The organism is Alloprevotella sp. oral taxon 473 str. F0040, from assembly GCF_000318095.2.
Taxonomy (GTDB): Bacteria; Bacteroidota; Bacteroidia; order Bacteroidales; family Bacteroidaceae; genus Alloprevotella.
Window position 1 is genome coordinate 62858 of record NZ_KB290718.1, and the last position, 25532, is coordinate 88389.

Here is a 25532-nt window from a genome sequence, read left to right on the forward strand (position 1 = left end):
ATCATCTATGGGCCTGCAACAAAAGTGCAAGACTACCTGAGCAACTCTGATGGAAAAAGAAAGAGAGGATTATCTCTGAGTTATTTCAAAAAAACTCTGAGAGTCAAGAAATAATCGTGGAGAATTCCCAAAGTATCTCGGAGAAAATAGTAAACTTCTCAGAGATTATTTGATAGAAATCGGAGACGACTTTAGAAACAACTGAAGATGACGAGATGCTCTTAACGCCGTACATAAAAGACAGACGGATGAGACCTAACCGAAAGCTGTCACTCTCATTCTGTTAAAAAGACTTACAACTCTCTTCTCACGCGCACATGCGCGCACGCATTACAGCAATTTGTGCCTTTTTGCTTTCACATCCTTCACAAAACTCTTCATAACAAATTCATATTCAATCAGTAACACTCCATTTTCGGATATATTTTAACATTATTGCTTCTTGGGGTGGGATTGGGCAGCTATCTCTACACAGTTGAAGTTCGGATTTGCTCCCTTGAATGAGGTCTCATTTTAAGCAAACAAATAGGCCATTGTGAAGGTTGTGAAAGCAAAATACTCAAATTCCCAGGGAAGGTGCGCACGTCGCGCGCATGCGTGAGAAAATCGGTTGCCGAAAACACCCTAAAATCTCTATCACCTTACGACCACCGATGAAGTGTGCACTGACAATGATTTAGCTAGTTGTAAACAAAGGTTATCATCTAGTACCTATCACTCGACAACTAGCTATTTTGAAAAGTTCGCATATCATTTTAGGTACTATCCAAAGAAAATAGTGCAGATTTCTGCGGATTTTTCACTCTTTGCCTACATATCTACCCATATACTTATAGGGAGCAATGGATAAAACACAACTCACAAAAAAGTGAGGAAGCCGCGCTCCCCCACTCTATCTTCTTTCACGGCACTGAGCCAACACCATATACCTCCTCACCAGAGGACTTGCCCTCAACTCTTCGTGATGCGTGCCAAATAGGCAGTGCTGTCAACATCTTCGCGCAGCACTTCCACGCTATAACCATGGCGCGCAGCTGCTGCCACCAGTGTTTCACGATCAATGTAGAGCCAGTTGAAGGGATCACCTTGCACCGTCTTATAGCTCATGCGATAATCTACCTCACCATAATAGCCTTCTACCCCAGTGAGGTCGAGAAAACCATTTTCATCTTCGTAGATGTAGGAGAGGTCGCAGGCATCGGTGATGACACTACCACCAGGGGCGAGCAATTGATCTAAATGTGCGAAAAAGGCGGGGAGTTCGTTGAGTCCTCCACAGATGCCCAATCCATTCATGAGCATGAAAATCGTATCATAGTCTTTGCCAAACTCATCGGTGAAAAAGTCGGCCAGATGCACTTGTCGCAATCCTCGTTGGCGCATGGCTTCTACGCATCCGGGGCTTACGTCTATGGAGACGACCTCAAGCCCTTGGGTTTGAAGAGCTAGAGCATGACATCCTGCTCCAGCTCCGACATCGAGCACCCGACCTCGAGCATAACCGAGTGCTGCACGCTCTAATGGTGGCATTTCAGCTGGCGTACGAAAAAGATGCGACACGGGGATTTCATCATCATCAAATATGGTGGAGTGTACCGCAATGGCTTCTGCCTGCCCATTTTGCAAATAGTCGAGCACGGCTTGTCCCATGGGGTCGCGTTGAGGAGAAAGGGTCATATTGTGGTAAGTTGGTTATAAAGGGTCATCTTTAGAGATTATCGTCTATGGGTAAACTATCACACTTCGCCTGTTACTGTCAACGAGTAGACTGCTGCGAAATAGTAGATAAGGATTCATGTGAGCAAAGACATCTTAATCGAAAGAACTTGAAGTGTAACCCATAGAAGGAGGGAAACTAAAACACTCCCCACCAAGTGGAGAACTCAGTGGGGAGTGTCGGAAAGTATAGCCCACCACGGGGCGATATGTGAGAAATATTAGTCTTCAGACTTCTCTTCAGAGGTTTGGTAGTCATCCATGTCACCCACAACGATGCGGTTGAACTCGCGAAGACCAGTACCAGCAGGAATGAGGTGACCGCAGATCACGTTTTCCTTCATACCTTCGAGGTAGTCTGTCTTACCAGAGATTGCAGCTTCGTTGAGCACCTTAGTGGTTTCTTGGAAGGATGCAGCTGACATGAAGGACTTGGTTTGAAGAGCAGCGCGTGTGATACCTTGCAGAATCTGAGTAGAAGTTGCAGGTACTGCATCGCGGACTACAACGGGCTTGAGGTCACGGCGTTTGAGCTGTGAGTTTTCATCACGGAGCTTACGAGCCGTTACAATCATACCCTTCTTCATTGTCTCTGAATCACCTTCGTCTACAACGACTTTCTTACCCCAGATGCGATCGTTCTCTTCTGCAAAATCGTTCTTGTCGACGATTTGAGATTCGAGGAAGCGGGTGTCGCCAGCTTCGTTGATCTGCACCTTGCGCATCATTTGACGTACGATGACTTCGAAGTGTTTGTCGTTGATCTTTACACCTTGCAAACGATAAACGTCTTGCACCTCGTTAACAATGTATTCCTGAACGGCGGTAGGACCTTGGATGGCAAGGATGTCACCAGGAGTGATGCTACCATCAGAGAGAGGAGTTCCAGCGCGAACGTAGTCATTCTCCTGTACGAGGAGTTGCTTAGAGAGGGGCACAAGATACTTCTTGATTTCTCCGAGCTTAGACGTTACGATGACTTCACGATTACCACGCTTGATGCTTCCCATGGTGACTTCACCATCAATTTCGGAAACAACAGCAGGGTTAGATGGATTGCGCGCCTCGAAGAGCTCAGTCACACGAGGCAGACCACCCGTGATGTCGCCTGCAGAACCTACAACACGAGGAATCTTAACGATTACATCACCCGCCTTAAGCACTTGTTGGTCTTCGACCGCCAAGTGACCATTGATGGGGAAGTTGTAAGTGCGGAGGGTTTCACCACTCTCGCTCACAATGTGAGCAGTAGGCACTACGCCACGTTCCTTTGATTCGATGATGATACGTTCACGGAGACCAGTTGCTTCGTCTTCTTCGACACGATAGGTGACACCTTCACGCACATCTTCAAAGACGATGCGACCTGCCACTTCTGTAACGATGACTGCATTAAATGGATCCCACTTAGCAACCATGGTGCCCTTGGTGAGGCTTTGGCCATCGTTAACGAAGAGTTGTGAACCATAAGGCACATTCTGAGTGGAGAGAACGATACCAGTGTTTTCGTTGATGAAACGAGCTTCGGTGAGTCGAGACACTACCACCTTCCCTGGGGTGCCATCGTCGCCCATAACGTCTACGGTGCGGAGTTCGTCAAACTCTACGCGGCAATCGCTCTTAGCTACGATAGTTGCGTTAGCAGCTGCACCACCAGCGATACCACCGGCGTGGAACGTACGGAGCGTAAGCTGTGTACCAGGTTCACCGATAGATTGTGCAGCGATCACACCAACAGCTTCACCCTTCTGTACCATCTTAGAGGTAGAAAGGTTGCGACCATAACACTTCATGCAGACACCATGACGGCTTTCGCAAGTGAGAACGGAACGGATTTCCACTTCTTCGATACCTGCTGCCTCAATAGCCGCTGCGATGGCTTCAGTGATTTCTTCGCCACTGTGCACGAGGATATGACCATCTTCGGGATGTGCGATGTCGTGAACAGACACACGACCGAGGATGCGCTCTGAGAGAGAAGAAACGATTTCTTCACCATTCTTCAACGCGCTGCAAACGAGTCCACGGAGTGTGCCGCAGTCTTCTTCGTTGATGATGACATCGTGCGACACGTCTACAAGACGACGAGTGAGGTAACCTGCGTCGGCAGTCTTCAAAGCGGTATCCGCAAGACCCTTACGCGCACCGTGGGTAGAGATAAAGTACTCCAACACGGACATACCTTCCTTAAAGTTAGAAAGGATGGGGTTTTCAATCGTAGAACGTGTGTCGGCACCTGCCTTTTGGGGCTTGGCCATCAAACCACGCATACCTGCGAGCTGTGCAATCTGATCGGCACTACCACGAGCACCAGAGTCAAGCATCATGAACACAGCGTTGAAACCTTGGTCAGCTTCTGTCATTTGCTTCATGAGGGTGCTCTTGATGTCGCTGTTCACCTTCGTCCAAGTGTCAATAACTTGGTTGTAACGCTCATTGTCGGTGATGAAACCCATACCATAGTCACCCATGATTTGCTCGATGCGATCGTTACCAGACTTAACAATCTCAGCCTTTTCCTTAGGAATGATGATGTCGTCGAGGTTGAACGAAAGTCCACCTTCGTATGCCTTGCGATAACCGAGGTTCTTGATACCATCGAGGAACTCGCAAGCGCGAGTCATACCGACACTCTTGATAACCTTGGTAATGATGTCACGGAGAGACTTCTTAGAGATGATGGTGTTGACAAATCCGACTTCGCTAGGAATCACTTCGTTGACAATGACACGACCGACAGAGGTCTCTACCAAGTGACGGATGGGAAGACCATTCTCATTGATATCATCTACCAACACCTTTACAGGGGCGTGCATAGCCACCTTGCCTTCATTGTAGGCGATGATGGCTTCCTCAGGACCGTAGAAGGTGAGACCTGTACCCTTAGCACCAGGACGGAGCTTGGAGATGTAGTAGAGACCGAGCACCATGTCCTGTGAAGGTACTGTGATTGGTGCTCCATTGGCGGGATTGAGGATGTTGTGACTCTGCAACATGAGCATCTGAGATTCCAAGATGGCTTCGTTGGAGAGGGGGAGGTGGACTGCCATTTGGTCACCGTCGAAGTCGGCGTTAAACGCAGTACATGCCAACGGGTGGAGCTGGATAGCTTTACCCTCAATCATCTTAGGCTGGAAGGCCTGGATAGAGAGACGGTGAAGTGATGGAGCACGGTTGAGGAACACAGGGTGTCCTTTCATGACGAGTTCAAGGATGTCCCAAATGATGGGGTCACGACGATCGACAATCTTCTTTGCACTCTTCACAGTCTTCACGATACCGCGCTCAATGAGCTTACGGATGACAAAAGGCTTATAAAGCTCTGCTGCCATGAGTTTGGGAAGACCGCATTCTCCCATCTTGAGCTCTGGGCCTACGACGATAACCGAACGACCAGAGTAGTCGACACGCTTACCGAGGAGGTTTTGACGGAAGCGACCTTGCTTACCCTTCAAAGAGTCAGAGAGTGACTTGAGGGGACGATTGCTTTCGCTCTTCACAGCACTGCTCTTGCGGCTGTTATCGAAGAGGCTATCCACTGCTTCTTGAAGCATACGCTTTTCGTTGCGGAGGATGACTTCAGGAGCCTTGATTTCGAGCAATCGCTTGAGGCGGTTGTTACGAATGAGCACGCGACGATAGAGGTCGTTCAAGTCGGAAGTGGCGAAGCGGCCACCATCGAGTGGAACGAGAGGACGCAACTCAGGAGGTGTAACAGGGATAATCTTCATGATCATCCACTCGGGTTTGTTACGATCCTTGGAAGCGCGGAATGATTCTACTACTTGAAGACGCTTGAGTGCATCGTTCTTCTTCGCTACAGAACCATCATTGTTGGCGCGGTCGCGGAGCTCGTAAGAGAGGCTATCGAGATCGATGCGTTGCAAGAGTTCAAGAATAGCCTCTGCACCCATCTTAGCGATGAACTTATTGGGATCTGTATCCTCGAGATACTGATTCTCACGAGGAAGCTTATCCAAAGCATCAAGGTACTCATCTTCGGTGAGGAGATCATTTACTGCGAACTCATCGGCGAGGGCACCTGGCTGAACAACAACATAGCGTTCGTAGTAAATGATTTGATCGAGCTTCTTTGTGGGAATACCCAAAAGATAGCCCATTTTGTTGGGGAGTGAACGGAAATACCAGATGTGTGCTACAGGCACTACAAGCTGGATGTGGCCAGCGCGCTCACGACGCACCTTCTTCTCGGTCACTTCAACACCACAACGGTCGCAGACGATGCCTTTATAACGGATACGCTTATACTTTCCACAGTGGCATTCGTAGTCTTTAGTAGGACCAAAGATGCGCTCGCAGAAGAGGCCATCGCGTTCAGGCTTATATGTGCGGTAGTTGATGGTTTCGGGTTTCAATACTTCACCATAGGAGTTCTCCTGAATTTCTTCAGGAGAGGCCAAGCCTATGGTAATCTTGGTGAAGTTAGTTTTTATCTTTCTGTCTGTCTTGAAAGCCATAACTGAAATATATGTGGGTGAGAAAGATGCTTGTGATTAGTCGAGCGAGATGCTGAGACCGAGACCACGGAGCTCATGGAGCAATACGTTGAGAGATTCGGGGATGCCTGGAGTTGGCATGGGATCTCCCTTAACAATTGCTTCGTAAGCCTTGGAACGGCCAGTGACATCGTCGGACTTGATGGTGAGGATTTCTTGAAGCACGTGGCTGGCACCGAAGGCTTCGATTGCCCAGACTTCCATCTCTCCGAAACGCTGACCACCAAATTGAGCTTTACCACCAAGAGGTTGTTGAGTGATGAGAGAGTATGGTCCAATGGAACGTGCGTGCATCTTATCTTCTACCATGTGACCGAGCTTCAGCATGTAGGTGACACCTACAGTTGCCTTTTGGTCGAACTCTTCACCGGTTGCACCATCGTAGAGCTGCGTTGCACAGTAGCGGGGAAGGCCTGCTTTGTCTGTCCATTCACAAAGATCCTCGAGGTGAGCACCATCAAAGATGGGGGTAGCAAACTTGAGACCGAGCTTCTTACCAGCGTAACCAAGTACTGCTTCAAACACCTGTCCGATGTTCATACGAGAAGGCACACCGAGAGGATTGAGCACGATGTCTACAGGAGTACCATCTGCAAGGAAAGGCATGTCTTCTTGGCGTACAATCTTGGAAACAATACCCTTGTTACCGTGACGACCTGCCATCTTATCACCTACGCCAATCTTACGTTTCTTGGCAATATAAACTTTCGCCATCTGGATGATGCCACTGGGAAGTTCATCACCGATGGTGATGGCATACTTCTCACGCATGCGCTTAGCATCCATCTCATTAAACTTGCGGAGATAGTTGATGATAAGTTCGCGAATCATGCCATCGATGCGAGCATCACCAGTCCAGTTCTCTAACTCGAGAGCTGTAAAGTCAAGTGTTGCAAAGAGGCTCTTGGAGAATTTAGCTCCCTTGGCGATAACTTCAGCACCGATGTTGTCTTTGACACCGAGAGAAGTGAAGTCCTTGGTAAGCGCAACGAGCTTATCAAGCATGATGCCCTTGAGATCGTTGGTTTCGCTTTCAAACTTACTATCGATTTTCTCAAGACGCTCTTTATCCTTGAGCTTTTCAGCACGAGAGAGCTTGTGAACGCGACTGAAGAGTCGCTTGTTGATAACAACACCTGAAAGTGAAGGATTGGCTTTCAATGAAGCATCTTTCACATCACCTGCTTTCTCACCGAAGATAGCACGGAGGAGCTTTTCTTCAGGTGTAGGATCGCTCTCACCCTTAGGAGTGATCTTACCAATGAGAATATCACCAGGAACAATGCGTGCACCGACACGAACGATACCGTTCTCGTCTAGATCCTTGGTGGCATCTTCTGACACGTTGGGGATGTCGTTGGTGAGTTGCTCCATACCACGCTTGGTTTCGCGCACTTCGAGGGAGTACTCATCGACGTGTACAGAAGTGAGGATATCTTCGCGCACCATACGTTCGTTGAGCACGATAGCATCTTCATAGTTGTATCCCTTCCAAGGCATATAAGCTACAAGGAGGTTACGACCAAGTGCGAGTTCACCATCTTCAGTAGCATAACCTTCTGTAAGGATATCTCCTGCCTTGACACGTTGTCCTTTGTCGCAGATAGGACGAAGGTCAATGGTCATGTTTTGGTTCGTACGGCGGAACTTAGGAATATTATATTCTACGGTAGCAGATTCGAAGGCTACGAATTCCTCGTCCTCTGTGCGGTCGTAGGTGATAACAATCTTAGTTGCATCTACATAATCGATAACTCCATCACGTTCTGCCGTAATCATTGTACGGCTATTCTCGCAGACTTGCTTCTCGATACCAGTACCTACGATTGGGGCTTCTGAACGAATGAGAGGTACAGCTTGGCGCATCATGTTAGATCCCATGAGTGCACGGTGAGCATCATCATGTTCCAAGAAAGGAATCAATGCTGCTGCGATAGAGGCAATCTGCTGAGGAGCTACGTCCATAAGTTGTACTTCTGAAGGAGGCACAACAGGATAGTCAGCATCTTGACGGCTCTTTACAGTCTTACGAATGAAGCTACCATCTTCGTTCAAGGGTGCGTTACCTTGACCGATTATCTTGCCTTCTTCTTCCTCAGCACTGAGATACACTGCGGTGCTGTTATCAAGATTTACTTTATAGATATCATTGCCTTCAGCATCCTTCTCACCGCTATTTTCGATAATGCGATAAGGAGTTTCGATGAAGCCGAGGTCATTGATTTTAGCATATACGCAGAGTGAAGAGATCAAACCAATGTTTGGTCCTTCAGGGCTTTCAATAGGACAAAGACGACCGTAGTGAGTGTAGTGTACGTCACGAACTTCGAAGCCCGCACGTTCACGAGACAATCCTCCAGGACCAAGTGCAGAGAGACGACGTTTGTGCGTTACCTCAGCCAAGGGGTTGGTTTGGTCCATGAATTGTGACAAGGCATTCGTACCGAAGAACGAATTGATCACACTGGAAATGGTCTTGGCATTGATGAGTTCTACGGGAGTAAAGACTTCGTTATCACGAACATTCATACGCTCGCGAATGGTACGGCTCATTCGTGCCAAACCAATAGAGAACTGGTTTGAGAGCTGCTCGCCCACAGTGCGAACACGACGATTAGACAGGTGGTCAATATCGTCTACTTGCGCCTTAGAATTGATGAGTTCAACAAGATACTTGATAATCTCGATGATATCTTCACGTGTCAATACACGAACATCGAAGTCTGTGTCGAGTCCCAACTTCTTATTGATACGATAGCGACCTACTTCACCTAAATCATAACGCTTTTCTGAGAAGAAAAGATTGTTGATGACTTCGCGCGCGCTTGCTTCATCAGCTGGATCTGAGTTACGAAGCTGACGATAGATGTACATCACCGCTTCACGCTCAGAGTTTGTAGCGTCCTTCTGAAGTGTATTGAAAATGATAGAATAGTCGCTATTAGACGCTTCTTCGTGGTGGAGCAGGATTGTATCTACACCAGATTCGATGATATCAACGATATTGTCTTCATCCAAGGTGGTCTCGCGATCAACAATGATCTCTGAACGCTCAATAGATACAACCTCGCCAGTGCCTTCATCAACAAGGTCTTCAACCCAAGTACGAACTACACGGCCTGCCACTTTGCGACCTAAAACTTTCTTGAGATTGGTCTTGTTGACCTTGACTTCTTCTGCAAGATTAAAAAGCAACAGAATGTCCTTGTCATTGGCATATCCGATGGCACGAAGCAAAGTCGTTACAGGCAGCTTCTTCTTACGATCGATATATGCATACATGACACTATTGATGTCAGTTGCAAATTCAATCCAGCTACCCTTAAAAGGAATAATACGCGCACTATAAAGCTGAGAACCGTTAGCATGCACGCTCGAGCCAAAAAATACACCTGGAGAACGATGTAACTGAGAAACAACTACACGCTCAGCACCATTGATGATGAACGTACCATTCTCAGTCATATAAGGAATAGGACCAAGGAATACGCTTTGTTCAACAGTTTCAAACTCTTCATGATCTGGATCTGTGCAGAACAATTTGAGTTTTGCACGAAGAGGCACACTATAGGTGAGACCACGTTCTAAGCACTCTTCGATGCTATAACGAGGAGCATCAATGTAATAGTCCAAAAACTCAAGGACGAAGTTGTTACGAGTATCTGCAATGGGGAAGTTCTCTGCAAATACTTTATACAAGCCATCGTTCTTGCGCTTTTCAAAAGGAGTATCCAACTGAAGGAATTCCTTAAATGATTTCAACTGGACGTCGAGGAAATCGGGGTACGGCATCGGATTATTAACCGACGCGAAGTTGACACGATTATTGATTACTTGCGACATTCTGTAGTCTTTATCTATAAATTATAATTGGTGACCTCAAGCAGGTATCAGCCACTTGAGACCTTGTCTTGCAAACCTTACAGTTAATCAGCAATTCTCATTGTGCTAGATGAAGAGCACTAAAACAGAAAGCAAAGTAAACTGTAGTTCACGTTAAGACACAAAAAGGTTAAGAACCCTCTACCAGAGGATCCTTAACCATATTCCCTAGTGGGAAGTGGGACTTGAATTAAGCAAGTTCTACTTCAGCACCAGCTTCTTCGAGAGCCTTCTTGAGAGCTTCAGCTTCTTCCTTGCCTACGCCTTCCTTAACCTTGCTAGGTACAGCGTCTACGAGGTCCTTAGCTTCCTTCAAACCGAGGCCACAAGCTTCCTTAACTGCCTTTACTACTTGGAGCTTAGCAGCACCTGCGCTCTTGAGAACAACATCGAAAGAGCTCTTCTCTTCAGCAGCAGCAGCACCAGCTGCACCAGGAGCAGCAACAGCAACAGCTGCAGCAGCGGGTTCAATACCGTACTCTTCCTTGAGGACAGTTGCAAGTTCGTTTACTTCTTTTACAGTAAGATTTACAAGTTCTTCTGCAAGGGCTTTGATATCTGCCATAATTGTATGTATTTATTGATTTGAGTTTTGATTGGATTCTCACTATCTTCACCTAACATCGTGATTCCTCACTTAGCTGTAAGAAAGACGTGAGTTAATTTGTGCTACAGCAATTCGCTAAGCGCAAGAATTAAGCATTCTTCTTGCCAATGGTTTCAAGCACACCGTGAATTGTAGAACCTGCGCTGGTGAGTGCAGAAATAACGTTCTTTGCGGGGCTTTGAAGAAGAGTGATAACCTCTGCGATAACTTCGTTCTTGCTCTTGATTGCGCAAAGAACATCGAGTTGGTTAGCACCTACATAGAAACCTTCTTCTGCGTAAGCAGCCTTAAGTGCAGGAATACCTGTTGCCTTACCAGCTTCTTTGATAAGCTTAGCAGGAACATTCGCAGTATTGCAGAACATCACAGCAGTCGTTCCTTTAAGTACGGGAACGAGAGGACTGTAGTCTACCTCTGCCTTATCGAAAGTCTTTTCGAGAAGTGTATTCTTAACTACTACCATTTTGATGCCTTCAGCAAAGCACTTGCGACGCAAGTTGCTTGTTGCTTCTGCATTCAAACCCGTTACGTCAACGAGGTAGAAGTGTGCATATTCTTTAAGTTGTTCACCGAGACGCTCGATGATAAGGGCTTTATCTTCTTTTCTCATGATGCGATAACAAATTAGGCTTCTTCAACTGACTTGGGGTCAATCTTGACACCCTTGCTCATGGTGGAAGAAAGATAAATACTCTTTACATATGTACCCTTAGCAGCAGCAGGCTTCAACTTAATGATAGCAGAAATAAATTCTTTGGCATTGCCAATCATTTTCTCTGTATCAAATGAAACCTTACCGATAGACGCGTGGATGATACCAGCCTTGTCCACCTTGAAGTCGATCTTACCAGACTTAACTTCGCGAACAGCCTTAGCAACGTCCATGGTTACAGTACCACTCTTGGGGTTAGGCATGAGGCCACGGGGGCCGAGAACACGGCCGAGTGCACCAATCTTACCCATGATGGCAGGCATCGTGATGATAACATCGATGTCAGTCCAGCCACCCTTGATTTTCTCAATATACTCGTCAAGACCTACGTAGTCAGCACCAGCTTCCTTAGCAGCAGCTTCCTGATCAGGAGTGCAAAGGCAGAGGACACGTACAGACTTACCAGTACCATGAGGAAGGGCAACTACGCCACGAACCATTTGGTTAGCTTTACGAGGGTCTACACCGAGACGAACGTCGATATCGAGGGATGCGTCGAACTTGGTAGTAGTAATTTCCTTAACCAAGCTGCAAGCTTCAGCGAGTGAATACGCTTTACCTGCTTCAACCTTCCCTGCTACCAACTTTTGATTTTTAGTAAGTTTACTCATTGTTCAGAAATTGGATTGTTATAAATTAAGCGGGGAAGTCACCCTTAACTGTGATACCCATGCTTCGTGCAGTACCTGCAACGAGGCGCATAGCAGCCTCAACAGTAAAGCAGTTGAGGTCGGGCATTTTATCTTCTGCAATAGCCTTAACCTGATCCCAAGTAATTTCAGCGATCTTATTACGGTTAGGCTGAGCGGAACCACTCTTCTTTTTGGCAGCTTCCAACAATTGAATTGCCACGGGAGGAGTCTTTACGATGAAAGTGAAGCTCTTATCTGTGTAATAGGTGATTACAACAGGAAGAACCTTACCAGCCTTCTCCTGAGTACGGGCGTTGAACTGCTTGCAGAAGTCCATAATGTTGATACCCTTGGAACCGAGAGCGGGACCTACGGGAGGACTTGGATTCGCAGCACCACCTTTAATTTGGAGCTTGATTTGTCCAGCAATTTCTTTTGCCATTGTGATTATACTTATTGATGATTGAGTTTGAGAGGGGCAAGATTTGCGTAACCGAATCTATTATTCCTTCTCGACTTGCATAAAACCAAGTGTCAGCGGTTGTGCACGGCCGAACACCATAACGGACACCGTAACAGTCTTTTTCTCTTTGTTGACTTCTTGGACAACACCAGAGAATCCACTGAAAGGACCGTCCTTCACCTTCACGCTATCGTTTACTTCGTAAGGGATGACCATCTCAGCCGGTTCGGTTTCGAGTTCATCTGCTTTACCGAGGATACGATTTACTTCACTTGGACGAAGAGGTTCAGGATTATCCGTTCCTCCTAGGAATCCAAGGCAGTTGGGAGTGCTTCTGAGGATATGAGCAATTTCGCCCACCAGGTGTGCTTCTACAAGCACATAACCCGGCAGATAGTTTCTTTCCTTCACAACGCGTTTAGAGCCTTGCATCTGGTAAACCTTCTCTGTCGGGATCATTACCTGCGCCACGAAACCACCGAGCTGACCATTTTTAATTTCAGCATCGATGTACTCCTTCACCTTGGCTTCCTTTCCACTTACGGCACGCATAACGTACCATTTGAATTTTTCGTCAGCCATAAGATGAGTTTAATTTCGTTGGTAGACAAAGTTCATAATCGTCTCAAAAAGCGAATCTTCCGCAAAGACCACAATTGCAATGATTATGGAAGCAACGAGCACTACAATTGCACTGTGCGTCAACTCCCGGCGTGTGGGCCAAGTGGTATTATGCGCTAATTCTGAATACGAATCTTTGCAGTATTTGATAATCCGATTCATTTTTCTTTTTATTTGCACGGGAAGAGAGGCTCGAACTCCCGACACCTGGTTTTGGAGACCAGTGCTCTACCAACTGAGCTATTCCCGTAGGAAGGTCTCCAGCTCCGAAGAACCGGAGACCTTATTATAATATGACTAAGCTAGCTAGGCTAGGCTTGTATTAGTCAAGGATTTCGGTGATTTGACCAGAACCTACTGTGCGACCACCTTCACGGATAGCGAAGCGGAGACCTACGTTGAGTGCTACAGCGTAGATGAGGTGTACAGTGATTTCCACGTTGTCACCAGGCATTACCATTTCAACGCCTTCGGGGAGAATAATCTCACCGGTGCAGTCCATGGTACGGAGGTAGAACTGAGGACGGTACTTGTTACCGAATGGAGTGTGACGACCACCTTCTTCCTTCTTGAGGACGTAGATAGAAGCCTTGAAAGTAGTGTGGGGCTTGATAACACCGGGGTGGGTGATAACCATACCACGCTTAATTTCTTGCTTGTCGATACCACGGAGGAGGAGACCAACGTTGTCACCAGCTTCACCTTGATCGAGGAGCTTACGGAACATTTCCACACCAGTTACAACAGACTTCTTGTCTTCACCGAGACCGAGGATTTGAACTTCGTCACCAACCTTAACGATACCAGTTTCTACACGACCTGTAGCAACAGTACCACGACCAGTGATAGAGAACACGTCTTCAACAGGCATCAAGAAGGGCTTATCGCGATCGCGAGGAGGCTCTTGAATCCATTCGTCAACAGCATTCATGAGGTTCATTACGCTTTCAACACCCTTAGGATCACCATTGAGTGCACCGAGTGCAGTACCACGGATGATAGGAGTATCTTCTTCGAATTCGTATTGACTGAGGAGGTCTTGCATATCCATTTCAACGAGCTCGAGCATTTCTTCGTCTTCAACGAGGTCGCACTTGTTGAGGAATACAACAAGACGGGGAACGTTTACCTGACGAGCAAGGAGGATGTGCTCACGAGTCTGAGGCATAGGACCGTCAGTTGCAGCAACTACAATGATAGCACCGTCCATTTGCGCAGCACCAGTTACCATGTTCTTCACATAGTCGGCGTGACCTGGGCAGTCTACGTGTGCGTAGTGACGCTTCGCAGTTTCGTATTCAACGTGAGCAGTGTTAATAGTGATACCACGTTCCTTTTCTTCAGGAGCGTTGTCGATTTGGTCGAAAGACTTAGCTTCAGAAAGACCAGCATCAGCAAGCACCTTAGTGATAGCAGCAGTAAGAGTAGTCTTACCGTGGTCAACGTGACCGATAGTACCAATGTTCACGTGCGGCTTGGTACGCTCGAAATGTTCTTTTGCCATTGTAGTTATTGTTAGATTGTTAGAAATCAGATACTGAAAAAGACTGGAGAAAAAGAGCAGAACCCTCCCCAATCTCACTCTAGAGAGCTGTTAGTGAGACTTGAACTCACGACCTCTTCCTTACCAAGGAAGTGCTCTACCGCTGAGCTATAACAGCATTCTCTTAATATTAGAGCGGAAAACGGGGCTCAAACCCGCAACCCCCAGCTTGGAAGGCTAGTGCTCTATCAATTGAGCTATTTCCGCAGAACCTATACAAATAGGAGTGGGTAGTGATGGATTCGAACCACCGAAGGCGTAAGCCAGCAGATTTACAGTCTGCCCCATTTGGCCACTCTGGTAACTACCCAGTCGAAATCAAGATTACAAACGCTCATCGGAGTGCCATCCCGATTTCGAGTGCAAAGGTAGGCATAAATTTGAAACCTACAAATTTTTCTGCGATTTTTTTTCGCATCAGCTATGATTTTCCTTGTTTTCTGCCAACTCACGACGAGCCACATCAACACAAAGATCCACGGCCTCTTCAAACGTATCGGCTATCTTCTCCGCATGAATGGTACGCCCCGCAACAACAACATTGAGACGAGCCTCTTTGTTCTTTGATGTTTCGGGCTTCACAACCTCGAGAGTCAACTCCACTCGCTGCACAGCATCATGCTTTTCGAGTTTTGCAACTTTTTTCTCTACATACGCCACGAGCTTATCAGTGGCCGTAAACTTATTTGTCTTAAGTTTGAATTCCATGGTGTCCTCCTTTTCTTTATAGGTGAATGGACTTAGATCTTAGATAGGTAAGTAGGATTACCTCTTTCTTCATCAGCGAATATAACAACTTTCTCGTAAACTGCCAAACTTTTCCATCACTTTTTCTACCCCTGCAACTTTACAACCACATCATCGTGACTGATCACGACGCGGATGCGCCTGTGCATACTGCTGTTTCAACTCCGCCAATGTAGTATGAGTATAAATTGCGGTAGTAGCAACACTCTCATGACCAAGCAGTTGCTGAATAGCTTCTAGCCTAGCTCCATTCGCAAGCATAGCCGTTGCAAAACTATGTCTCAACACGTGCGGCGTTTTCTTAGTTTGCGTGGTAACCGCAGACAAAGTCTGATGCACCATTTTGCGCAAGGACGCATAAGTATAGGCTCTCCCTTGCAAATTGAGAAACAATTGTGGAACATGAGGAGTATCGGAAAAATAAAGTGATCGCTCTTCAAGATAGATCGCCAAAGCCTCCGAAAGTTCCTCACCAAAAGGAACCATACGCTGCTTATTCCCTTTTCCTGTAATACGCAGTTGTTTCTTTTGCAAATCTACATCGCACGGGCAAAGTGCAAGCAACTCTGATGCGCGCAAACCAGTGTGGTACAGCAACAAGAGCAACGTTCTATCACGACAACCGACATAATCATCTGAGAAAGGATAATACTCGAACAACCGATTCATCTCACTCTCCTTTACAAAAGTAGGCAGTCTCTTACCCTTTTTCATACTCTTAACGAGACGAGCTGGATCCACTTCTATTCTTTCTTCTCTCAGGAGGTATTTAAAAAATGACCGCAAAGCAGAAAGAGATTTATTGATTGTATTAGCTGAATACTTTCGCTCTGCCATATTACCAACCCAATGACGCACATGCTCTGTCTTCACCTCTCGCCAGCTCGTGAAAGAATAAAAGGCTGACAAGAAGCGACAAGCATCACTCAAGGCTATCTCGTAAGTAATTAGGGTACGTGGAGAACAGCCTCGTTGCGCCTGCATGTAATGGAGAAAATCATTCATCCACTGCAGCATTTCATCAATTTGGGACATCACAATAAGTATTTGACAAATATATTCATCAACATTTCCTCAGCTCCGACTCAAAAACAACAACTTTCAAAGCCTGATTCACCCTCTAAAAAACATCACTAAGACAGGGGAAACTAGAGGAGCTAGAGGCCAGCGTAAAATAAAGAAACGCGTTATCTCACCAATTGAGACAACGCGTATTTTACAGAAGCAAAAGAGGATTAGTCCTCGTTGCGGTGCAATTGTTGCACATAAACTGCATGCTCCATAGCCAAACGCTTACGAACACTGGGCTTATCGAACTGCTGACGACGACGGAGTTCCTTGATTACTCCAGTTCTTTCAAACTTTCTCTTAAACTTCTTGAGGGCGCGTTCAATGTTTTCGCCTTCCTTAACGGGTACTACAATCATTGTTGTGGTGTATTATTATTATTGATTTTATGATTTGCACAAGTTACGGGGTGCAAATGTACAGATTATTTCTGAGTTACGAAACTTTCTCGCTGGAGTTTTTAATACTTTGACTCAGAATTAGCTAGTTTTGTTCGTATCACACGGCAAAACAAGCATAAAACAACTTTAAATGAATGATGATTGTAAAGATATGAAGAATATCTAACAGTACGCCAGCAAGATATTAACATAATAACTATCTAACCACGATACTGTAAAGATCTCATATTTAGGAACGAACCCTCCTTTCTATATTTCCAAGCATGCTCTATTCGCTATGCTAGTAAGAAGTTATTGATAATTATTGAACAATACGACGCGCTCCGACATAGCGGCGACTATAATACGCATCGGTAGAAGAATCTACTTTAATACCTGATGAAATGCTGGCATGAATAAACTTAAAACTTCCAGCTTCACGATTCACTTCAGTCACAATACCTACGTGTCCCACGCCACCACGACGACCACGGCCGCCAAAAAAAACGAGGTCCCCCTTTCGAAGATCACTCACTACAGCGATAGGCTCACCTTCAGTAAATTGACTACGAGAAGAACGAGTTAGGCTAAGGTTATTCTGTTTGTACACAAAGCTTGTAAACCCACTGCAATCAAAGCCATTAGGGCCACTTTGTCCACTACGATAACGCACACCCAAATAACTATAAGCTGTATTGAGCAGACGATCTACGATACTCTGAGAATCACCAGCTTTAGCATTATCTACAGGAGCACTCACAGCCAAATTCTCCTTACGGAAATGCTGAATAGCCTTAGATAAATCTATAATGCTCTGACGTGGACTAGCTTTCTCCATTCTAGCTTGTAGCGGTAGAGTATCTCCAGCTACTACAGCTTCATAGTCAGCAACATCCTGCTCATATTTCGCTTGTACACCATTTATTTGCGAAGATGCCAACCAGCCAGTCAGCACAACAGCAATCGAGGCGATAAGATGTTTAGATCTCACTGTGTTCCTTTCTTTTTGGGGTTACACATGCATTCGGAGAAAATATTTAGCCTCTAACTCAATCATCTAGAGCCAAAAAGCCCATTCCTACACGAACGGGGCAAAGATAGCATTTTCTGACGACTTAACCAAGCATTTCAAGAAGTATCTAAAAGCTTTTTTCTAGAAATTAAGTCCAAAAACGCTCTTTATCGGATACTAGACATTCAACATGAAAATAGAAGCAACACTTTTCAGAGGCCCTCTAAATGATATAAGACTCTCTTAAAATACAATGCTACACAAGACCTCAAAACTCAAATCTGGCATCAGCAGAAAGAAAAGGCTCTTCATTGGCATCTAGCCCTTGCCCTACTCACGACACGCCTTCCACCTTCTGAGCAGCATTAAAGCTATCATCTCAAACACACTTAAGCTAAAAAGGTGACACAAAGCTTCTTGGCTTTGTGTCACCTTTCGTATTATTTCAACTCTCGATTAGAGCTTCTGCTGAAATCGGATGCTGTCATCATACTGTTTTTGCAAACGAAGCAGTTCCTTTTTCATTTGCTTTGTTACGTTCTTCATTTTAGGATCCCCATAAAGATTATGCATCTCAGTAGGATCATTTTGGAGGTCATAGAGTTCCCATGCATCATTATCATTGTAGAAATGCATGAGCTTATACCGTTCACCTCTCACCCCATAATGACGACGCACGCTATGCTCCGCAGGGAATTCATAGAAATGATAATACACACTCTTGCGCCAGTTTTTAGGATGCTGCCCTTTCAGCAAAGGAACGAGAGAGACACCTTGGATATCATTAGGAATAGCAGCTCCTGCGAGTTCTAAGAAAGTAGGCGCGTAGTCAATATTCTGTACCATTTCATTGATTTCACCACGAGCTGATAGTCCTTTTGGTAGATGCATGAGCAGAGGCGTATTCAAAGACTCCTCATACATGAATCGCTTATCAAACCAGCCATGTTCCCCCATATAGAACCCTTGATCGGAAGTATAGACCACTAGTGTATTATCCAACAAACCTTTAGCTTTGAGATGATCTAGCAAGCGTCCTACATTGTCATCGAGAGACTTCACCACCTTAGCATAGTCACGCATATAGCGTTGGAATTTATACTCTACGAGAGCTTTTCCTGTAAGGTTGCGCTTATGAAAATCAACACTGATACTATCGTAGAAATAATCATACTTAGCACGATCTTGCGTATTGAGACGATCAAGGAAACCTAAATAAGAAGGCAACAAATGAGATCCTTTGCCATCTCTGGGCATGATTTTGCAATCATAGTCGAGCGTCATGTGTTTGCCTATTTCCATCTCTGTCTTACCAGCAGCCTCACGACCAGCATAATCATCATAGAAGTTGGCAGGAAGAGGGAAATTTACATCCTCATACTCATGGAGATACTTGAGTTCTGGCAGCCAGTCGCGGTGACAAGCCTTGTGATGCACAAAGAGTGCGAAGGGCTTATTGGGATCACGCTCCTCATCTAGCCAATGTATAGCCTTGTCAGTTACAATGTTTGTAAGATACCCCTTTACTTTGTACGATCCTTTTTCATTATAAAAGTCAGGATCATAATAATTACCCTGTCCGGGCAAAATATCCCAGTGATCAAAGCCCGTAGGACGACTTACCAGATGCCACTTTCCCACGATGGACGTTTGATACCCAGCTTTTTGCAGTAGCTTAGGCATTGTTTGCTGTTCTCCATCGAAGATACCATGCTCATTATTAGTAAATCCATTTTTATGTGAGTGCTTACCAGTGAGCATACAGGCGCGAGAAGGCCCACTGAGCGAATTAGCCACGAAGGAACGCGTAAACTTCACCCCATCCTGAGCTATACGATCAAGATTAGGCGTCTGAATATTGCGACTATCATAAGCCGAAAGCATTTGCGCTGTATGGTCGTCTGTCATGATATAGACGATGTTGTACCGCTGTTGAGCAGCAGCACAGAGTGGCAGCAAAGCTGCAAGAGGAAGAAGATTTTTCTTCATGGTTGTTTGAATATTCCTTGATTGGAAGTAAGGTAATTTTAAAGAAGTTGCCCCTCTCCCTCAAAGCGAGGCAGAGGGACAACACTTATTTAAGACCGAAGACTAGATTTAGAAATACAGAGCACTATGGTTGATATTAGTCTAATGATTGCATATTCCTTCACAACAATGATGTAGTTGCAACACATTATCCGCCCTCTCTAACTATCTTCGATGTCTACATTCTATTGTTGAGTCATCGTATAGACCATGTCTACGATTTGTTGAGCCAAAGCATCAGCCTCTTCACGAGTATGTGCTTCAGCATAAACACGAATGATAGGTTCGGTGTTAGACTTACGAAGATGCACCCACTTATCCGCAAAATCAATTTTTACACCATCAATATCAGTGATTTGCTCATTCTTATAGATTTCCTTAATCTTTTGAAGCAAAGCAAAGATATCAGTAGTAGGTGAAAGATCAATGCGATTCTTAGAGATGTAATACTGAGGTAGGCTATCACGAAGTTCTGAAGTCTTGCAACCAAGTTTTGCAAGGTGAGTCAAGATAAGCGCAATACCCACTAACGCATCACGACCTGAGTGAGCCGCAGGATAGATGACCCCACCATTACCTTCACCGCCGATCACAGCCCCAGTTTCTTTCATCTTGGTCACCACATTCACTTCACCAACAGCAGCTGGAGTATAGTTGCAACCATGCTTTTCGGTCACATCACGAAGACCGCGAGTCGAAGAGAGATTGCTCACAGTATTACCAGGAGTATGTTGAAGCACATAGTCAGCCACAGCCACGAGGGTATTTTCCTCACCAAACATCGTACCATCTTCGCAAATCAGCGCAAGACGGTCTGCATCAGGATCCACCACGAAACCAATGTCGTGACGTCCCTTACGCATGAGATTACGAATTTCAGTCAGATGCTCCTTCAGAGGCTCAGGATTATGAGCAAAATCCCCTGTAGGTTCGCAGTTCAACTGAGTCACCTGCGTAACTCCAAGTTGTCCCAAGAGTTTAGGAATAATAACTCCTCCCACAGAGTTCACAGCATCTAACGCAACCGTGAAGTGAGCACGGCGTATAGCCTCTACGTCCACCAACTCAAGTTGTTTAACCATCTCAATGTGGCGTTGATCGTAGCTATAGTTTTGAATGTCACAGCCAAGATTGTCCACATCGGCAAACTCATAGGCATCAGCATTCGCACAACGAACTACTTCGCTAGCTTCCGCAGGTGGAAGGAATTCTCCATGTTCATTAAGGAACTTGAGCGCGTTCCATTGACGAGGGTTGTGAGATGCTGTGATAATAATACCACCGCAAGCACTCTCGAGAGTAACCGCCAGTTCTGTGGTAGGAGTTGATGCCAAACCAATGTTGACAACATCGAAACCCATGCTCATCAAGGTGCCACACACAACGTGAGTAACCATTTCACCTGAGATGCGCGCATCACGCCCCACCACAATCTTGCGGCGGTATTTACGGCTCACCACTTTTTCACGCAAACTAGCGTAAGCAGCGACAGATTTAGCAATGTCAACGGGGTTAAGGGTATCTCCGACGCGACCTCCAATGGTGCCACGGAATCCGGAGATGGATTTAATGAGAGTCATAGTATGGATATAGCTATATAGGAGAAGAGGGGAGAAGCAAAAATAAAAACATGCACCTTTTGCACTAAATATTCAGTGCAAAAGGGCTATATTTAAGAGGCAGACAATACAGCCTCACTTTTCACCACTGATGAATTGCTTCGTCTCGACCCTTATCTAGAAGAAAGGATCCAAGTTTCAGCGATTTACACCTTATTATATTATTTCTTCTCTGCTTGTTGAGCAGCTTCAATGGCAGCCTTACCAGAAGGAGTCTCAGCATAAGCATGATAGAAGACATCACGGTAGTACTTCATCATGTTGAGGGCACGAGGAACGATATCGCCGAGATCATAAGTCTCAGAGAGAAGCATTTCCACACCTACCCAAACAGCGTTATTGAAACGTACGCTTGACTTTGCCACCTTCACTTCAGTGTTTGCCTTGTCAATAGCTACAAGGACATCTTGACGATTTTCTTCAGTCACTTCAAAGATTTGTGGGAAGAAGAGATTGAGGAAAAGTTCGTCTTGATCATCACGGAAGCTCAAAAAGTCGAGATTTTCAGACTTGAATTGAAGACCGAATTCAGTCATTTCGGGCAAGTAACCTTCTTTCTTGAGATATTCTTCTAGTTTTTCGATAAAAGCCATAGTAAATGAGGGATAATAATGTGATACATTGGCCTACTCCCCTCTTCCCCTGTCCATCTCAAATTATAGAATCGCTCTATAAATCATGGAGCTACTTAGGGTAGAGTGTAAAGAACTAGGCCGTTTTCCACTGCAAAAGTAATATCTAGTTAGCAATTTACCAAATAAAGTTTGAATTTTCGCGAGAAAATCTTGAGTATTTTATAAGTTTCTTGCGATACTCCCTATCAAAAACCTGCTATTTTGTCACACAATCCATTTATATACAACGGTTTACAGACAAAATAGCAGAAATTTCGCGTCAAAACGACACACTACCTCAATTAAAAGTAAGTATGGGGAGTTTGGCAGAAGAATTGCATTTATGGAGGCAACAATGATAGCTCCAAAGTGTGATGAGGGTATTCCCAGAAAACTCACACCCTAACCCTTAACAAGAACACATGGGAGATTCTTAGGGCAGGATCATCGAGCACATTTTTCACGAACTAAACAACAATAATAATATGACATTCGACAATTTCACAATTAGAGCACAAGAAGCCTTGCAACATGCAGTGCAACGTGCTTCGGAATTGCGCCAACAAAGCATCACTCCAGCCCACTTGCTGCATGGCCTTATGGAAGTGGGTGAGAACATTACACAATTTCTCTTCGGCAAGACGGGAGTCAATGCACAATTACTCGCTTCAACCCTGGAACGTCACTTGCAGAGCCTCCCTCGCGTGGAAGGTGGCGAACCTTATCTTGACAACGACAGCAACAAGGTGCTCAATACAGCTCAAGAGATAGCTCGCAAAGAAGGTGATCAATTCACTGGACTCGAGCCCATTCTTTTGGCTTTACTCAACACACCGAGCGTGGTTGCCCAGATGCTGAAGGATGCTGGTATGACTGCTGCTGGACTTACCGCGGCTATTAAAGAACTGCGAGGAGGTAAGAAGGTGGATTCAGCTTCTGCAGAAGACACTTACCAAGCCCTCAGCAAATATGCACGTGACTTGGTGTCTGAGGCAAGAGATGGCAAACTCGACCCTGTGATTGGTCGCGACGATGAAATTCGCCGTGTACTTCAGATTCTTTCACGCCGAACAAAAAACAATCCCATCCTTATTGGTGAACCAGGCACAGGTAAAACGGCCATTGTAGAAGGATTAGCACAACGCATTGTCCGCGGCGATGTCCCTGAAAACCTGCGCAACAAGCGTCTATTCTCTCTGGATATGGGTGCCCTCGTTGCTGGTGCTAAATACAAGGGTGAGTTTGAGGAACGCCTCAAAAGTGTAGTCAACGAAGTCACCGCTGCCAATGGCGAGATTATTCTCTTCATCGACGAAATCCACACACTTGTCGGTGCTGGCAAGGGAGAAGGTGCCATGGACGCTGCCAACATCCTGAAACCTGCGCTCGCTCGTGGTGAACTCCGCAGTATCGGTGCCACTACGCTTGAGGAATACCAAAAGTATTTCGAGAAAGACAAAGCTTTAGAACGTCGTTTCCAGACAGTGCTTGTTGATGAACCCACACCCGAAGATGCCATCTCCATTCTTCGTGGTTTGAAAGAGCGTTATGAGAATCACCACCACGTGCGCATCCAAGACGATGCTTTGATTGCTGCCGTGACACTCTCTCACCGCTACATCAGCGACCGCTTCTTGCCCGACAAAGCCATTGACTTGATGGACGAGGCTGCGGCAAAACTCCGCATGGAACGCGACTCTCAACCTGAACAGCTAGACGAAATCTCACGCCGTTTGCGACAACTCGAAATCGAACGTGAAGCGATTCGCCATGAAGTTGAGGTGGCCGCACAAAATACTCCCACCACCAATGGAAATGTAGCATCGACCGACCCAACTCATAATGCCAAACTCACGGCTCTCAACCAAGAGATTCAATCGCTCGAGGAAGAAGAACACGAGTTGAAAGGCAAGTGGGAAGGCGAACGCGAGTTGCTGGCTAAGATTCAAGCCCACAAACAACAAATCGAAGACCTCAAATACGAGGCAGAACGCGCCGAGCGTGAAGGAGACTATGGCAAGGTTGCCGAGATTCGCTATGGCAAGTTGCAACAGCTCGAAACAGAAATCGCAGAGATTCATCAACAGCTCCAACAACGCCAAGGCGCAGAAGCCATGGTCAAAGAGGAAGTCACCGCCGATGACATTGCGGATGTGGTAAGCCGTTGGACGGGTATTCCTGTGACACGCATGCTTCAAAGCGAACGCGAGAAGCTGTTGCATCTCGAAGATGAATTGCATGCTCGTGTCATCGGACAAGATGAAGCCATCACAGCCGTAGCCGATGCCGTACGCCGTAGTCGCGCTGGTTTGCAAGACCCCAAACGTCCCATTGGTTCGTTCATCTTCCTTGGTGCAACGGGTGTAGGTAAGACGGAGTTGGCAAAAGCACTGGCCGAATGCCTCTTTGACGACGAAAACATGATGACCCGCATCGACATGAGCGAGTATCAGGAGAAATTCTCCGCCACCCGTTTGATTGGTGCCCCTCCAGGATACGTAGGTTACGACGAAGGCGGTCAACTCACAGAAGCAGTGCGCCGCAAACCCTATTCAGTCGTACTCTTCGACGAGATAGAGAAGGCACATCCCGACGTGTTCAACATCCTCTTGCAAGTGCTTGATGATGGTCGCCTCACCGACAACAAGGGGCGCACGGTGAACTTCAAAAACACCATCATCATCATGACGTCCAACTTGCTCACAGGCAAGGAAACGGAAGTCTTCGGCACGAATGCTCAAGACGATCACCATATTTCGGAAGCCACTCGGGAGAAACTGGTGAATCAGCTCACCCAACCTCGATTGTCCACCAACGGCACACCTATCCCAGGACTTCGCCCAGAGTTTGTCAATCGCATCGACGACATCCTCATGTTCCACGCCCTATCACGCAGTGAAATCGAGCAGATTGTGCGCATCCACATCAAGACCATCGCCCAGCGTTTGGAAGAACAAGGTATCACTCTTCGTGTGAACAATGATGCTGTAACTTTCCTCGCAGAAGAAGGCTACGATCCTGATTTTGGTGCTCGTCCTGTGAAGCGCGCCTTGCAGCAATATCTCCTCAACGATTTGTCACGCGCCATCTTGGGTGGCACTGTTTCTTCCGCACACCCCATTTTAGTGGAAAAGGAAGAACATGGCTTGGTGTTTAAAAACGACATCCTAAATTAAAGTGTGAACATCATGATGTGAATATACATCATTCCGATATTCAATATCGCTACCCCTACCCCACTCCCCCGCATTCTCTCAGATGCGGGGGAGTATTTTTTATGTTCACCCGACTTGAATATACTTTTTTGACTTGTAGTTTTGCAAAAGTGCAACTTTTTTGGGGTAGGCATCCTTCAGAACAAAATTGTAATG

18 protein-coding genes and 4 tRNA genes are annotated in these 25532 nt (G+C 46.0%); 1 reads left to right on the plus strand and 21 read right to left on the minus strand.

Annotated features, from left to right (window positions below; all coding sequences use genetic code 11):
• Positions 1-951 precede the first annotated feature (951 nt).
• The 21 genes from HMPREF9999_RS08665 to HMPREF9999_RS08760 all read right to left on the minus strand — a co-directional run bounded on the left by HMPREF9999_RS08665 (position 952) and on the right by HMPREF9999_RS08760 (position 22140).
• A complete protein-coding gene (locus HMPREF9999_RS08665) occupies positions 952-1677 on the minus strand; it encodes a class I SAM-dependent methyltransferase (RefSeq protein ID WP_044063406.1) in 726 nt (241 codons plus the stop codon).
• Between the two features lie 260 nt (positions 1678-1937).
• The gene (rpoC, locus tag HMPREF9999_RS08670; RefSeq protein ID WP_009752353.1) at positions 1938-6194 is read right to left on the minus strand and encodes a DNA-directed RNA polymerase subunit beta'; all 4257 of its coding nucleotides are present in this window, start codon (positions 6192-6194) and stop codon (positions 1938-1940) included.
• Positions 6195-6230: 36 nt separating this feature from the next.
• A complete protein-coding gene (gene rpoB, locus HMPREF9999_RS08675; RefSeq protein ID WP_009752354.1) occupies positions 6231-10076 on the minus strand; it encodes a DNA-directed RNA polymerase subunit beta in 3846 nt (1281 codons plus the stop codon).
• A gap of 229 nt (positions 10077-10305) precedes the next feature.
• On the minus strand, positions 10306-10680 hold the full coding sequence (rplL, locus tag HMPREF9999_RS08680) for a 50S ribosomal protein L7/L12 (RefSeq protein WP_009752355.1): 375 nt from the start codon (positions 10678-10680) through the stop codon (positions 10306-10308).
• 130 nt (positions 10681-10810) lie between these two features.
• A complete protein-coding gene (rplJ, locus tag HMPREF9999_RS08685) occupies positions 10811-11332 on the minus strand; it encodes a 50S ribosomal protein L10 (protein WP_009752356.1) in 522 nt (173 codons plus the stop codon).
• Positions 11333-11346: 14 nt separating this feature from the next.
• Entirely contained in the window at positions 11347-12045 is a 699-nt protein-coding gene (gene rplA, locus HMPREF9999_RS08690) for a 50S ribosomal protein L1 (RefSeq protein WP_009752357.1), read from the minus strand.
• Positions 12046-12070: 25 nt separating this feature from the next.
• Positions 12071-12508 (minus strand): 50S ribosomal protein L11, encoded by a 438-nt coding sequence (rplK, locus tag HMPREF9999_RS08695; protein WP_009752358.1) that lies wholly within the window; start codon positions 12506-12508, stop codon positions 12071-12073.
• A gap of 60 nt (positions 12509-12568) precedes the next feature.
• Positions 12569-13111 (minus strand): transcription termination/antitermination protein NusG, encoded by a 543-nt coding sequence (gene nusG, locus HMPREF9999_RS08700; protein ID WP_009752359.1) that lies wholly within the window; start codon positions 13109-13111, stop codon positions 12569-12571.
• Between the two features lie 9 nt (positions 13112-13120).
• A complete protein-coding gene (gene secE, locus HMPREF9999_RS10345; protein WP_075565501.1) occupies positions 13121-13312 on the minus strand; it encodes a preprotein translocase subunit SecE in 192 nt (63 codons plus the stop codon).
• Between the two features lie 15 nt (positions 13313-13327).
• Positions 13328-13400: transfer RNA gene (locus tag HMPREF9999_RS08705), tRNA-Trp, on the minus strand.
• A 72-nt stretch (positions 13401-13472) separates the two neighbouring features.
• Positions 13473-14654, minus strand: coding sequence for an elongation factor Tu (gene tuf, locus HMPREF9999_RS08710; RefSeq protein ID WP_009752361.1), 1182 nt, complete (start codon positions 14652-14654; stop codon positions 13473-13475).
• A gap of 85 nt (positions 14655-14739) precedes the next feature.
• Positions 14740-14811: transfer RNA gene (locus HMPREF9999_RS08715), tRNA-Thr, on the minus strand.
• 16 nt (positions 14812-14827) lie between these two features.
• Positions 14828-14900, minus strand: a tRNA-Gly gene (locus HMPREF9999_RS08720).
• Positions 14901-14920: 20 nt separating this feature from the next.
• Positions 14921-15003: transfer RNA gene (locus HMPREF9999_RS08725), tRNA-Tyr, on the minus strand.
• Between the two features lie 107 nt (positions 15004-15110).
• Entirely contained in the window at positions 15111-15401 is a 291-nt protein-coding gene (locus tag HMPREF9999_RS08730) for an HPF/RaiA family ribosome-associated protein (RefSeq protein ID WP_009752362.1), read from the minus strand.
• A gap of 150 nt (positions 15402-15551) precedes the next feature.
• On the minus strand, positions 15552-16475 hold the full coding sequence (locus HMPREF9999_RS08735) for a tyrosine-type recombinase/integrase (protein ID WP_009752363.1): 924 nt from the start codon (positions 16473-16475) through the stop codon (positions 15552-15554).
• Between the two features lie 200 nt (positions 16476-16675).
• Entirely contained in the window at positions 16676-16867 is a 192-nt protein-coding gene (rpsU, locus tag HMPREF9999_RS08740) for a 30S ribosomal protein S21 (RefSeq protein ID WP_009752364.1), read from the minus strand.
• A gap of 343 nt (positions 16868-17210) precedes the next feature.
• Positions 17211-17879: a C40 family peptidase gene (locus HMPREF9999_RS08745; RefSeq protein WP_009752365.1), complete on the minus strand. Its 669-nt coding sequence runs from the start codon at positions 17877-17879 to the stop codon at positions 17211-17213.
• A 477-nt stretch (positions 17880-18356) separates the two neighbouring features.
• The gene (locus tag HMPREF9999_RS08750; RefSeq protein WP_009752366.1) at positions 18357-19889 is read right to left on the minus strand and encodes a sulfatase; all 1533 of its coding nucleotides are present in this window, start codon (positions 19887-19889) and stop codon (positions 18357-18359) included.
• 224 nt (positions 19890-20113) lie between these two features.
• Positions 20114-21508, minus strand: coding sequence for a phosphoglucosamine mutase (gene glmM / locus HMPREF9999_RS08755; protein WP_009752367.1), 1395 nt, complete (start codon positions 21506-21508; stop codon positions 20114-20116).
• Positions 21509-21708: 200 nt separating this feature from the next.
• Positions 21709-22140, minus strand: coding sequence for a hypothetical protein (locus HMPREF9999_RS08760; RefSeq protein ID WP_009752368.1), 432 nt, complete (start codon positions 22138-22140; stop codon positions 21709-21711).
• Between the two features lie 506 nt (positions 22141-22646).
• On the opposite strand from HMPREF9999_RS08760, the gene clpB reads away from it, so the two are divergent.
• Positions 22647-25337 (plus strand): ATP-dependent chaperone ClpB, encoded by a 2691-nt coding sequence (gene clpB / locus HMPREF9999_RS08765; protein ID WP_009752369.1) that lies wholly within the window; start codon positions 22647-22649, stop codon positions 25335-25337.
• The last annotated feature ends 195 nt before the right edge of the window (positions 25338-25532 follow it).

Bases quoted from the DNA above. Each gene is read 5' to 3' on its own strand.
- rpsU (WP_009752364.1), bottom strand. From the start codon at position 16,867: ATGATTGTAGTACCCGTTAAGGAAGGCGAAAACATTGAACGCGCCCTC.
- nusG (WP_009752359.1), bottom strand. From the start codon at position 13,111: ATGGCTGACGAAAAATTCAAATGGTACGTTATGCGTGCCGTAAGTGGA.
- clpB (WP_009752369.1), top strand. From the start codon at position 22,647: ATGACATTCGACAATTTCACAATTAGAGCACAAGAAGCCTTGCAACAT.
- rplA (WP_009752357.1), bottom strand. From the start codon at position 12,045: ATGAGTAAACTTACTAAAAATCAAAAGTTGGTAGCAGGGAAGGTTGAA.
- HMPREF9999_RS08760 (WP_009752368.1), bottom strand. From the start codon at position 22,140: ATGGCTTTTATCGAAAAACTAGAAGAATATCTCAAGAAAGAAGGTTAC.
- HMPREF9999_RS08665 (WP_044063406.1), bottom strand. From the start codon at position 1,677: ATGACCCTTTCTCCTCAACGCGACCCCATGGGACAAGCCGTGCTCGAC.
- rplJ (WP_009752356.1), bottom strand. From the start codon at position 11,332: ATGAGAAAAGAAGATAAAGCCCTTATCATCGAGCGTCTCGGTGAACAA.
- HMPREF9999_RS08735 (WP_009752363.1), bottom strand. From the start codon at position 16,475: ATGTCCCAAATTGATGAAATGCTGCAGTGGATGAATGATTTTCTCCAT.
- secE (WP_075565501.1), bottom strand. From the start codon at position 13,312: ATGAATCGGATTATCAAATACTGCAAAGATTCGTATTCAGAATTAGCG.
- rplL (WP_009752355.1), bottom strand. From the start codon at position 10,680: ATGGCAGATATCAAAGCCCTTGCAGAAGAACTTGTAAATCTTACTGTA.
- tuf (WP_009752361.1), bottom strand. From the start codon at position 14,654: ATGGCAAAAGAACATTTCGAGCGTACCAAGCCGCACGTGAACATTGGT.
- rplK (WP_009752358.1), bottom strand. From the start codon at position 12,508: ATGGCAAAAGAAATTGCTGGACAAATCAAGCTCCAAATTAAAGGTGGT.
- HMPREF9999_RS08730 (WP_009752362.1), bottom strand. From the start codon at position 15,401: ATGGAATTCAAACTTAAGACAAATAAGTTTACGGCCACTGATAAGCTC.
- rpoB (WP_009752354.1), bottom strand. From the start codon at position 10,076: ATGTCGCAAGTAATCAATAATCGTGTCAACTTCGCGTCGGTTAATAAT.
- glmM (WP_009752367.1), bottom strand. From the start codon at position 21,508: ATGACTCTCATTAAATCCATCTCCGGATTCCGTGGCACCATTGGAGGT.
- rpoC (WP_009752353.1), bottom strand. From the start codon at position 6,194: ATGGCTTTCAAGACAGACAGAAAGATAAAAACTAACTTCACCAAGATT.
- HMPREF9999_RS08750 (WP_009752366.1), bottom strand. From the start codon at position 19,889: ATGAAGAAAAATCTTCTTCCTCTTGCAGCTTTGCTGCCACTCTGTGCT.